The following is a 12232-nucleotide window of genomic DNA, read 5'->3' as shown; positions in this document are numbered from 1 at the left end:
CAGACCAGTAGGTCGGATTAGGCGTAGCCGTAATCCGACAAAGGAGTCGGCCGTTCAAAGATGTCGGATTACGCTTCGCTAATCCGACCTACGGTGTGTTCTTGCCGGCGTTTCCTGCGGGGTATCACGCCGTGGCAGGTCACTTCTCCCGAAAATGTCTGTGGCCATGGATGGCCACAGCCAAGCGCACATGGATGTGCTCGTAGCGGTTTTCGGGAGAAGTGACCTGCCAGGGCTGCCCCCCGAACCAAACAGGCTAGGGCCGAAGCTAGAAACCACGACCCAAGCCAAAGGGGTCACCCCCCAAGCTTGCGAACAAGAATCTCATTGAACAGCTTCGGGTTCCCTTGACCCTTCGAGGCCTTCATCAGAGGCCCCATAAAGCCACCAAGCATCTTCTTGCGCTTCTTGGGATCTTCCTCGTTCTGGTACTGGGCTACCTGATCCGGCATGCCCGCCAGGACCTCATCCACCATGGCTTCCAAAGCTCCGGTGTCAGACACCTGCTTCAGACCTTTGGCATCGATGATGGCGTCAACGCTGTCGTTCTCACCGGACCATAGCGCCTCGAAGACTTTCTTGGCGCCGGCGGATGAGATCGTGTTGTCGGCAATCCGTACCACCAGATCGCCCAGCTGAGCGCCGCTGATGGGCGAGTCGGCAACCGATTTCTCTTCCGCATTCAGGCGCGCAGAGAAATCGCCCTGGATCCAGTTGGCGACCAGTTTTGCGTCTTTGCCCTGGCTGGCAGCTTCCTCAAAGAAAGTGGCCAGTTTCGAGTCGCCGCTTAGCAGGCCGGCGTCGTAGTCATTCAGACCGTACTGCTCCATAAAGCGGGCTTTGCGAGCGTCCGGCAGTTCCGGAAGGCTGTTGCGAGCTTCCTCAATAAAGGAATCGTCGATCTCCACCGGCAGCAGGTCCGGGCAGGGGAAGTAGCGGTAGTCGTTGGCTTCTTCCTTGGTGCGCATGGAGCGGGATTCGTCACGGTCGCCGTTATACAGGCGGGTTTCCTGCACTATGCTGCCGCCGTCTTCCAGAACGTCCATTTGCCGCTCGACCTCGTGGGCGATAGCCTGCTCCATGAACCGGAACGAGTTCAGGTTCTTGGTTTCGGTACGTGTGCCCAGAGTGTCGGACCCCTTCGGTTTCAACGAAATATTCACGTCGAAACGCATGGAGCCCTGGGACATGTCGCCGTCGCAGATGCCCAGGGACGTCACGATGCTGTGCAGCTTCTTCGCGAAGGCGACGGCTTCTTCCGCATTGTTCATATCCGGTTCAGTGACCACTTCGATCAGTGGTGTGCCGGCACGGTTCAGGTCGACGCCGGTCATGCCGTGGAAATCCTCATGCAGGGACTTACCGGCATCTTCTTCCAGGTGGGCATGGTGAATCCGAACACGCTTGGTCTCACCGTTCGGCAGATCAATGTCCACGTAGCCGGGACCGACAATCGGACGCTCCAACTGGGTGGTCTGGTAGCCCTTGGGCAGGTCCGGGTAGAAGTAGTTCTTTCGCTCGAATACCGAACGACGCTCGATCTCGGCGTTCACTGCCAGGCCAAACATCACCGCATAGCGGAACGCCTGCTCGTTGGGCACCGGCAGGGTGCCGGGCATGGCCAGGTCAACGGCATTGGCCTGGGTGTTGGGCTCGGCGCCGTAAGCGGTGCTGGAGCCGGAAAAAATCTTGGTCTTGGTGGCGAGCTGAACGTGAATTTCCAGCCCGATCACAATGTCCCACTGCATAGTCGTTCTCCTGTCCCGGGCTTATTGTGGTTCACGCTGGTGCCAGTCGGTCACCTGCTGGAATTGATGGGCGGCGTTCAGCAAACGTGCTTCGGAGAAGTAATCCCCGATGATCTGCAAACCCACCGGCAGACCGTCCACGAAACCAGCCGGTACCGACATGGCCGGAACGCCCGCCAGGTTGATGGCGATGGTGAATACGTCTTCCAGGTACATGGTCACAGGATCGCTGGTCTTCTCACCCTGGATGAAGGCAGGCGAGGGCGTGGTCGGGCTCATCAGCACGTCCACTTCCTTGAAGGCATTGATGAAATCCTGCTGGATCAGCCGGCGAACCTTCTGGGCCTTGAGGTAATAGGCATCAAAATAGCCCGCAGAGAGAGCATAGGTGCCCACCAGAATCCGACGTTTCACCTCGGCGCCAAAACCCTCCGCCCGGGAGCGGGTGTACAGATCCATCAGATCCTTGGGATCCTCGCAACGGTAGCCATAACGCACACCGTCAAATCGTGACAGGTTGGCGGAGGCTTCTGCCGGAGCAATCACGTAATAGGCCGCAATCGCCAGCTTCGCGTTGGGCAGCGACACCTCCTTAACGGTGGCGCCCAGCTTCTCGTATTCGGCTACCGCGTTGCGAACCTGCTGCTCCATCGCCGGGCTGAGCTGGTCGCTGAAGTACTCCTTCGGCAGGCCGATCTTCAGGCCCTTCAGCGGCTCGTTCAATGTGGCCGTGTAATCCGGCACCTCGCGATCAATCGACGTTGAGTCCTTCGGATCAAAACCTGCCATTACATTCAGCATCAGCGCATTATCCTCTGCGCTCCGGGCAATAGTGCCGCCCTGATCCAGACTGGACGCAAAGGCAATCATCCCGTAACGGGACACCCGGCCATAAGTCGGCTTCAGCCCGGTAACACCACACAGTGCCGCTGGCTGACGGATCGATCCGCCGGTATCCGTGGCGGTAGCCGCCGGGACCAGTCGAGCAGCAACCGCCGCAGCCGACCCGCCAGACGAACCGCCCGGCACTCGCTTGTTGCCCTCATTCAATCCCCAGGGGTTGGTCACTGCGCCAAAAAAACTGTTCTCGTTGGACGACCCCATGGCGAATTCGTCCATGTTGGTCTTGCCCAGGCACACCGCACCCGCCTGGCGGAAATTCGCCGTAACGGTGGCATCGTAGGGCGGAACAAAGTTCTCCAACATCTTCGAACCGCAAGTGGTACGAACGCCGTTGGTACAGAAAATGTCCTTGTGCGCGAACGGAACCCCCGTCCAGGGCGTCGCATTCCCCGCCGCCCGCTGCTCGTCCGCGACCCGGGCATCTGCCAGGGCCTGCTCTTCGGTCACGGTAATAAAGCTGTTGTACTTCGAATCTTCCCGCTTGATGCGGTCGAGGAACTCCTGGGTCAGCTCCACGCTGGAAACCTGGCCGCTCTCCAGCTCCCGGGAAAGCTCTGCTACGGATTTGTTATGCATGACTTGTCCTTTCACTCAATCACTCGGGGAACCAGATAAAGCCCGTTCTCGGTAGCCGGCGCAATCGCCTGGAACGCCTCCCGCTGATTGGTCTCGGTTACCTCGTCAGCGCGCAGGCGCTGGACCGCATTCAGCGGATGGGCCATGGGCTCAACCGAATCGGTGTCGGCAGCACCCAACTGATCCACCAGATCCAGGATATTGCCCAGATCCTTCTCCAGAGCCGAAACCTGCTCGTCATCCACACGAATGCGGGCGAGCACAGCGACTTTCTCAATGTCCTCACGGGAAATGGTCACGCATTGCCTCCCAGATAAATGAAATGTCGGTAATAAATCTTTTGAAAAAGCGGGCCATTCTTGAGCTGTGGGGCCGTTCGGGGAATCCTTTTCAAAACTGTAGAGCGCCATGGATGGCCCGAAACAAGCCCACATGGATGTGCTCGCAGCGTGTTTTGAAAAGGATTCCCCGAATGGCCCTTCACCAAGGCCGGAAAACCAAAGCGAGTATGGTAACAGATTCGAACAATGGCGGGAGGCCCCAGCCCATAAGGTAAATGTGTGAACCGTAAGGCGTGAGGCCCGTTAGCGCCTTGCCTGCAGGGGTGCTCACTGCTAAAGTTGCCGCATCTTTTCTTTGCGACTGCAACTCTCAGGTTGAAACTACACGAATGTTGATAAAAAGACTCCGAGGCATCTTCTCCAGCGATCTGTCCATCGACCTGGGCACCGCCAACACCCTGATCTACGTGCGTGAGCGCGGAATCGTGCTGAACGAGCCCTCGGTAGTGGCCATTCGCACCAACAACTCCCAGAAAATGGTTGCCGCTGTCGGCGCCGAAGCCAAGCGCATGCTCGGCCGTACACCGGGCAACATCACCGCCATCCGCCCCATGAAAGACGGCGTGATTGCAGATTTTGTGGTAACCGAAAAAATGCTCCAGCACTTTATCCATAAGGTGCATGAGAACAGCTTCATTACCCCGAGCCCGAGGGTGCTGGTGTGTGTACCCAGCAAGTCCACCCAGGTAGAGCGCAAGGCCATTCGAGAGTCCGCACTTGGTGCCGGCGCCCGGGAAGTCTTCCTGATCGAAGAGCCCATGGCCGCCGCCATCGGTGCCGGCCTGCCGGTCGAAGAAGCCAGCGGCTCCATGATCGTCGACATTGGTGGTGGTACTACCGAAATCGCCATTATCTCCCTGAACGGCATCGTTTACGCAGAATCCGTGCGGGTTGGCGGCGATAAGTTCGACGAAGCCATTGTTACCTACGTGCGCCGCAACTACGGCAGCCTGATCGGTGACTCCACCGCCGAGCGAATCAAGCACGAAATCGGCTGCGCTTACGAAGGCCTCGAGATTCGCGAGATCGATGTTCGTGGCCGCAACCTGGCCGAGGGTGTCCCCCGGGCATTCACCCTCAACAGCGAAGAAATTCTCGACGCGCTGCAGGAATCCCTGGCGCAGATCGTTCAGACCGTCAAAAGCGCTCTTGAGCAGTCTCCGCCCGAACTGGCGTCCGATATTGCTGAGCGCGGTATCGTTCTGACCGGTGGCGGCGCACTGCTGCGCGGGCTGGACAAGCTGATCAGCGAAGAAACCGGGCTGCCGGTGATCATCGCTGAAGACCCGCTGACCTGTGTTGCCCGTGGTGGCGGCAAGGCGCTGGAAGTGATTGATCGGGGTGGCATCGGAATGTTCTCCCAGGAGGGATAATCCTGTGGGGAGGGCTCGCCATTAAAACCATCTTCGTCCAGGGGCCTGTTCCCGGCTTCAGACTCCTCATTGTTCTACTCGTATCGGCAGCCCTGGTGGTTGCCGATGCGCGTTTCGACAAGCTCTCAACCGTGCGAAGTACCATCGCAACCGGCCTGGCGCCAGTGTACTGGCTGGGCAATGCACCCTACGAGTTCACTGACTGGGTTGCCGGACTGTTTGAAAACAAACAGGATCTTCAGGAAGAGAACGAAGATCTCCGGGCCCGTTTGCTGATTCTCGAACGTCGTGCCCTGAAATACGCGGCTCTTGCGTCTGAAAACAACGAACTTCGCCGCCTGATGAACTCCTCCGAAGTGCTCGATGACCGGGTTATTGTGGGTGAGGTAGTCGGTGTCTCCCCGGATCCTTTTTCCCATGAAATTATCATCAACAAGGGTCGCAGCGACGGCTTGTCGCCAGGTCAGGCCATTCTTGATGCCCATGGTCTGATGGGGCAGGTGGTGCAGAGCAGCCAGATCACCTCTCGCGTGCTGCTGGTCTCCGACAGCAGCCACGCAGTGCCGGTGGAGGTAGTGCGCAACGGTTTGCGGGCAATCCTGCTGGGCACCGGCGATACCGATACCCTGGATCTCGTTCATGTGCCGGATACGGCCGATATCCGTGAAGGCGATCTGCTGGTCAGCTCCGGCCTTGGTGGCCGGTTTCCGAGGGGCTATCCGGTCGCCGAAGTCAGCCGCATTTCCAAGGAGCCGGGCGAACCCTTTGTGTCTATCGAAGCCACTCCCAAGGCGCAGCTGAACCAGAGCCGTCTGGTGCTGGTGGTTTTTCCTCCTGAGAACGCCTCTTTGGCAGAGGCCGAGACCGATGAGGGCGAGTCTGCTGCCAATGCTGGCGAAGAAAACACCGTGGGAGGGCAGGACTGATGTTATCGGTAATCAGCTACCCGGTTTTCGTGCTCTCCGTGGTTGTTGCCCTGGTGTTCAGCATTTCCCTGTTCCCGGTGGGGTGGTTCGAATTCCGCCCGGAGTGGCTGGGGCTCGTTGTTTTCTACTGGACATTCAGGGCTCCGGCCCAGTTTGGCATCCTGCTGGCGTGGTGCCTGGGCCTGCTCCTCGATGTGCTGGAAGCCACACCCCTTGGCGTGAATGCCATGGCCATGGCGCTGATCGCCTTTCTGGTACTCACCATTCATCAACGGTTGCGTATGTATCCGATGCCCCAGCAGTGCCTGATGGTGTTCCTGTTGCTGGGCATCAATCAGATGCTGGTGCATTTCGTGAAGCAGCTGCTGGGTGCCGACGATGCCGGTTTCAGCTATCTCTGGCCGGCCCTGACCAGCGCGCTGGTGTGGCCGGTATTCTGTATTTTGCTGGACAACATTAACCGCAAACTGGGTTAGCCATGCCATCAATCATTCTCGCCTCGGCTTCGCCGCGCCGGGCGGAGCTGTTGCAGCAAATCGGCCTGAGTTTTTCGGTTCGTCCGGCGGACATCGACGAAACACCAGAGCCCGATGAAACCCCGGAACAGTATGTGGAACGATTAGCCCGGGAGAAGGCGCTGGCTGTGGCCGGGTCTTCGCCGGAATGCCTGGTTCTGGGGTCAGATACCTCCGTGGTGCTCGAAGGCAAAATACTCGGTAAGCCGACAGACCCGGCCGATGCCCGGGAAACGCTGGTCCGCCTCTCCGGTGCCACCCACCAGGTAATGACTGCCGTGGCTCTGGCCACTGAAGGGCAGTGCCAGTCGGTTCTGGTCATTACCGAGGTATGTTTCAGGCAGCTTTCTACTGCAGAGATCGAAGCTTACGTGGCCAGCGGCGAACCCATGGACAAGGCCGGAAGTTATGGAATTCAGGGCCTTGGTGGTATTTTTGTTAATGAGCTCCGGGGTAGCTACAGTGCCGTGGTTGGTCTGCCGCTGCAGGAAACCGCCGCATTGCTGGCTGGTGCCGGTTACCCGGTCTGGAAAAACTGGCCGCGCAGTCTGGAGAGCCAAACATTATGAGTGAAGAGATTCTTATCAACGTCACCCCGGTGGAAACGCGGGTGGCCCTCGTAGAAAACGGCATGCTGCAGGAAGCCTACATAGAGCGTACCAGCAGGAAAGGCATTGTCGGGAACATCTACAAGGGCAAAGTAGTGCGTGTTTTGCCGGGCATGGAAGCGGCGTTCGTCGATATTGGTCTGGAACGGGCTGCATTTATCCATGCCTCCGATGTGGTTCCGAGTCAGTCCAATGGCGATGAGCCTGCCGACACCCCCAAAACCGTACCCGATATCCGCAGTTTACTTCGAGAGGGGCAGTCCCTGGTGGTTCAGGTTACCAAGGACCCGATCGGCACCAAGGGCGCCCGCTTGACCACCCAGCTTTCAATCCCGTCCCGGTATCTGGTTTTCATGCCCGGTGTCAGCCACGTCGGTATTTCCCAACGGATTGAGGACGACGCGGAGCGGGCGCGCCTGAAAACCCTGGTTGAAGAGGCAGCAGCGGAAGATGAAGACGTTCAGGGTGGTTATATTATCCGGACGGCCGCAGAAGCAGCCCCTCCGGAAGATCTGATCGGCGACATGGCTTACCTGCACCGGTTAAGCCAGTCCATCCATGAGCGGATTTCCCGGGTTCAGGCACCTGCCGTGGTCTACCAGGACCTGCCTCTGTTCATCCGCACAATCCGGGACCTGATCCGGCCGCAGACTGAAAAGGTACGCATCGACAGTCGCGAGAGTCATCAGAGGGTGATGGAATTTGTCGAAGAGTTCGTTACGGAATTTGCCGACAAGGTCGAGTACTACCCGGGCGAGCGGCCCATCTTTGACTTGTACTCGGTGGAAGATGAAATCCAGAAAGCCCTGAGCCGAAAGGTTCAGCTCAAGTCCGGTGGTTATGTGATCATCGACCAGACCGAGGCCATGACCACCATCGATATCAATACCGGCGCGTTTGTGGGGCACAGGAACCTGGAAGAGACCATCTTCAAGACCAATCTGGAGGCCGCCAGGGCCATCAGCCGTCAGCTGCGTCTGCGAAACCTGGGTGGCATAATCATCATCGATTTTATCGACATGGAAGATCCGGAGCATCAGCGTCAGGTGCACCGGATGCTGGAGAAAATGCTGGAGCGGGATCACGCCAAGACCAAGATCACCGGAGTTTCTGAGCTGGGCCTGGTGGAAATGACCCGCAAGCGTACCACCGAGAGCCTTGGCCAGGTGCTTTGCGAACCCTGCCCGATCTGCGACGGACGCGGTTTCCTGAAAACCACGGAAACCGTGTGCTACGAAGTCTTCCGGGAAATTCTCCGGGTCAATCGCGCCTACGATGCCGAAAGCTATCTGGTCATGGCCTCCCAGAGTGTGGTGGATCGCCTGCTGGATGAAGAATCCGACAACGTCGCCGATCTTGAAACCTTCATCAGCAAGACCATTCGCTTCCAGGTGGAGCCGTTCTACAGCCAGGAGCAGTACGATGTTGTTCTGCTCTGAGCCCGGGAAACTGCGCCGGTTACTGGATTAAGGGGCCCGGATGTCCTCTGCTGATCACGAACCGCCGCTTCCGGAGAACTTGCCTGAGAGCCCTCCGGTTCGGCTATTAGCGCGGCTGGCCAGCCTGATCTGGTGGATGCTTTTGGCGCTCCTGGTGCTCCTGGCCCTATACGCCGGGCTCGGTCGCCAGCTGACACAGAATGTGGACAGCTTTCGCGATGACCTGGCTCGGGAGCTGTCAGATCGGCTGGGCCATGATGTCAGTATCGGACGCCTTTCCTCCCAGTGGTACTGGCTGGATCCTGCATTCACAGCCCACGATATTCAGATCAGCCATCCTGACACCGGCGTTGTCGTTGCCAACCTCCAGCATCTGAATATCCGCTTTGATGCCCTCGCCTCGTTGACCCGTCTGAGAATCGTCTTTGAGGATTTTCAGGCAGACGGTCTGGAGCTGACCGTCAATCAGGAGCGGGGTGGCGATGTCGCTGTCAGAGGGGCAGAAATACCGGAACCGGTGAGCAATCAGTTGCAGGAGTGGCTGGAGCTTGCCGGCAACTGGCTGTCTGACCCCTACGTGAAGATTACCCGCGTCAATCTGGGCATCCGGGACAATCAGGGGAATCTACGCCACCTGGATATTCCCCAACTGGACCTGGATTACCGCCGTGGCTTGTTCCATGCCTCGGGCCGCGCCATGCAGTCGGGAACCACCCAGCAGCTGGCCAGCTTTGCCCTCGTAGGTCGACACTTTTTCAGGGGCGACTTTACCGGTCAGCTGTACCTTGATGTGGATTCCGGCCGGCTGTTTGATGGACTCATCGACGAGTACCAGTGGCGGACGCTCCGGGTGGAGGGGTTTGATCTTGGCGGTGAGGCCTGGCTGACGTTCCGCAATGGCCTTCTGCAACAGGTGACCGGAACGGTTCAAACACCCTACCTGCAACTGGGTGTCGGGTATGAATCCCTGGCGCCCCTGGAAGACATCCAGGCAAGATTTGGCTGGCGTCGCCACGATACGGTGATGACCGATGAGACAGTGGTTGAGTCCGGCGCCTTAGCCCTCGGGGAGTGGCATCTGAAGCAGCTCCAATGGACCTGGGACGGGGACGTGGTTTCTCCCTTCAGTCTCCGCCTGGCACCCTCTGAAGGGGGTATGTCCGTCATTGCCGACGCCCTGCCGCTCGCGCCCACCCGCCGCCTGGCGGCCAGGCTCCCGATATTGCCGGAGCGTGCTCACAGGGCTTTGCGCAACTATCGGCCTGCCGGCTTCCTGGATCAATTGAAAATATTCTTTCCCGAGGGCGCCCCAGAGGACTTTGAACTCTCGGGACGTTTGCGCGAGGTCAGCATCCGGGCCCACGGCGGTGCACCGGGCGTCGCCTCGGTCAACGGAGACATCTTTCTCGACCGACAAAAGGGATATGTTCGCGTTGCAGCCGGAGAGTCGCCTGCCTCACTCGAATTCCCGGAGCTTTTCGCTGGCGCGTGGTCATTTCCGAAACTGGACGGCCAGGTGGCATGGCAACTGGATGGCCCCATTACCCGCGTGTTTTCAGACGGCGTTCGGATGCGCTATGGCGAAGCCACAGAGCTCGACGGTGCTTTTGACCTGAGAATGGACCGCGAGGGCGAGGATAACCTTGGCCTCAGGGTTTCAGTAAAAAACGGCAACGCCGGAATGCTGGCGGATTTTGTTCCGGTCAAAGCCGTCGACCCCGGGCTATATGATTGGCTTACCACGGCCATTCTCGAAGCAGATATCACTTCGGGGACCTTCTTTGGCCACGGCCAGATAGGCTCGGATGCGCCGAAGGGGGCTTTTGTCACCTCCATGATCTATGAATTTGATCAGGCATCCGTCCGCTATGATGACGCATGGCCGGAAGTCACTGGTGCCCGGGGCAATGTCAGGGTTCACAATGGGAACACCCTGGTCCGTCTTAAAGCCGGCCAGACCGGGGGCCTGGATCTCGATCCCGGAACGGTTCGCGTGATTCCCTCCGATCAAGGCACCCGGATAAGAGTGGACACCTCGGCACTGGTGCCCGGGGAGTCAGTTGGTTACTGGATGGCAAACAGCCCGTTGGGTGATATGGCAGGGACAGAGGCCCAGAAGCTGCAATATGGTGGTGAGTATCAGCTGGATCTGGGCATTGATCTACCGCTGGGCTCGGAACAGCCGCCTGTGGTTGAGGCCAACATTGCCGTTGAGGAGGGCTCCGTAACCTATCCGGCTGCGGGGCTGGCCTGGCAATCGGTTCGTGGTGAGCTGGCCTATCACAGTGAAGACGGATTCTCGGGTGGTCCCCTGACGGCGGAGTTTTTCGGTGAGCCGGTATCCATAGACTTCAGCAAGGCCCGCGCCGGCAATGCACTCAGCATCCGCCAGTCCGGCTCGCTCCCGGTACCCGGCGTGTTCGCCAAAGCAGGGTTGTCCACCGACTCCGGATTTGGCCTGCAGGGCAAGGTTACCTATATCGCCGAACTGGATGTGGGGGCCCAGTCAACATCCGGCATTCGGGTGCGCTCCAGTCTGGAGGGCCTGTCGGTGGACTGGCCGGAACCTCTGTCAAAAGCGGCGAGTCAGGCAGCGCCGCTGCGGGCAACCATCAATCCATCGGCTTCTGGCGGTCTCGGCATTACCGGTGATTGGGAAAACCGGGCCACGTTCGATCTGTTGTGGAAAGAAACCGGATTCGATCTGCGCCTGGGTCGCCTTTATCTCGGTAACCAGGCGCTGACCGACATCGATATCAATGCGCTCGATCTTGATGACCGATGGGTGGTTAACACCCGTTCGCAACGCGCCGAAGGCCGGCTGGTAATCCCGCAGAACGGCGATATGGTGAAGGCCGATTTTCAGGTGCTACGGCTCGTTCGCAGCGAGACACCCAGTGATGATTCGCCCGAACTACTGACGCTGGAAGAGCAATTGGAAGCCTTCCGGGCGCTGGACATGGGTAGCTGGCCGGATATTGATGTGTCGATCGCTGAACTTCAGCTGAACGAGGAATCCCTCGGTCAATGGGCTTTCGGGCTTCGTCCCGAACCCTTCCGGCTGAAAGTGAACGACATTGAGGGTCGCCTCAATTCCCTGACACTGCTGGGAGATATGACCTGGAGCATAGTCGGAGACCGTGAAACCAGCCGGTTCAAGGGTTCAATCACCGGCGGCGCCCTGGCGGATCTGAATGAATTGTTGAATGCAGAAATGCCGGTCACCAACGAGGGTACCAATATCGAGCTGGATCTGGACTGGCCCGGCCGCCCGGATGAGTTTTCCATCCCGGAACTCAGTGGCTCTGTAAGCCTTAGGCTGGATGAGGGCGTGATCCTTGAGCGAAACAACACGGCCCAATTGTTCCGGGTTTTCAATCTGCTGAACTCCGACACCCTCTGGCGCCGACTGAAGCTCGACTTCTCCGATCTTTATGAACGGGGGGTGGCCTTTGATGCGATCTCGGGCAAGGCGCAGATCATTAATGGATTGCTGACCATGGATCCGGAGTTGCAGATTGTCGGCCCTTCGGGAGCCTTCAAACTTAGCGGCACAACCAACATGGCCAGCGAGGAGCTGGATATGCGGCTTGTGGTAGTGTTACCTCTGACCCAGAACTTGCCCCTGGCCGCTTTGCTTATGGGGGCCGGAGCGCCGATTGGCGGCGCCCTGTTTGTGCTGGACAAGATTCTGGGCGATCCTCTGAGCAAGCTGACCAGCGCAACGTACAGTGTGACTGGTACATGGGATGAGCCTGAAGTGGATCTGCAGCGGGTATTTGATACCGGAGAGTGATTTTTCT

Annotated in this window: 9 protein-coding genes; 6 read left to right on the top strand and 3 right to left on the bottom strand. The window is 58.6% G+C overall.

Annotation, left to right across the window (positions count from 1 at the left end):
* Nucleotides 1-296: 296 nt before the first annotated feature.
* The 3 genes from gatB to gatC are packed head-to-tail and all read right to left on the bottom strand — an operon-like array spanning nt 297 to nt 3526.
* A complete protein-coding gene (gatB, locus tag A8B84_RS01850; RefSeq protein WP_064228677.1) occupies nt 297-1748 on the bottom strand; it encodes an Asp-tRNA(Asn)/Glu-tRNA(Gln) amidotransferase subunit GatB in 1452 nt (483 codons plus the stop codon).
* 21 nt (nt 1749-1769) lie between these two features.
* Entirely contained in the window at nt 1770-3227 is a 1458-nt protein-coding gene (gatA, locus tag A8B84_RS01845; RefSeq protein ID WP_064228678.1) for an Asp-tRNA(Asn)/Glu-tRNA(Gln) amidotransferase subunit GatA, read from the bottom strand.
* An 11-nt stretch (nt 3228-3238) separates the two neighbouring features.
* The gene (gene gatC / locus A8B84_RS01840) at nt 3239-3526 is read right to left on the bottom strand and encodes an Asp-tRNA(Asn)/Glu-tRNA(Gln) amidotransferase subunit GatC (protein WP_008170132.1); all 288 of its coding nucleotides are present in this window, start codon (nt 3524-3526) and stop codon (nt 3239-3241) included.
* A 374-nt stretch (nt 3527-3900) separates the two neighbouring features.
* Here gatC and A8B84_RS01835 point away from each other — a divergent pair, with 374 nt between their 5' ends.
* From A8B84_RS01835 to A8B84_RS01810, 6 genes are all read left to right on the top strand, one after another.
* Nucleotides 3901-4941: a rod shape-determining protein gene (locus tag A8B84_RS01835; RefSeq protein ID WP_008170134.1), complete on the top strand. Its 1041-nt coding sequence runs from the start codon at nt 3901-3903 to the stop codon at nt 4939-4941.
* Between the two features lie 92 nt (nt 4942-5033).
* On the top strand, nt 5034-5867 hold the full coding sequence (mreC, locus tag A8B84_RS01830) for a rod shape-determining protein MreC (RefSeq protein WP_230707466.1): 834 nt from the start codon (nt 5034-5036) through the stop codon (nt 5865-5867).
* A complete protein-coding gene (gene mreD, locus A8B84_RS01825) occupies nt 5867-6343 on the top strand; it encodes a rod shape-determining protein MreD (RefSeq protein ID WP_064228680.1) in 477 nt (158 codons plus the stop codon). Before mreC ends, mreD begins: the two co-directional genes overlap by 1 nt.
* Nucleotides 6344-6345: 2 nt before the next feature.
* On the top strand, nt 6346-6951 hold the full coding sequence (locus A8B84_RS01820) for a Maf family protein (RefSeq protein ID WP_064228681.1): 606 nt from the start codon (nt 6346-6348) through the stop codon (nt 6949-6951).
* A complete protein-coding gene (gene rng, locus A8B84_RS01815) occupies nt 6948-8429 on the top strand; it encodes a ribonuclease G (RefSeq protein WP_064228682.1) in 1482 nt (493 codons plus the stop codon). The genes A8B84_RS01820 and rng overlap by 4 nt, the downstream gene beginning before the upstream one ends.
* A 40-nt stretch (nt 8430-8469) precedes the next feature.
* Nucleotides 8470-12225 (top strand): YhdP family protein, encoded by a 3756-nt coding sequence (locus tag A8B84_RS01810; RefSeq protein WP_064228683.1) that lies wholly within the window; start codon nt 8470-8472, stop codon nt 12223-12225.
* Nucleotides 12226-12232: the final 7 nt, after the last annotated feature.

Origin of the sequence: Marinobacter sp. EhC06, from assembly GCF_001650915.1 — a bacterium.
GTDB lineage: Bacteria > Pseudomonadota > Gammaproteobacteria > Pseudomonadales > Oleiphilaceae > Marinobacter.
The sequence above is the reverse complement of the archived record's forward strand: the minus strand, read 5'-3'. Positions and strand labels throughout refer to the sequence as shown.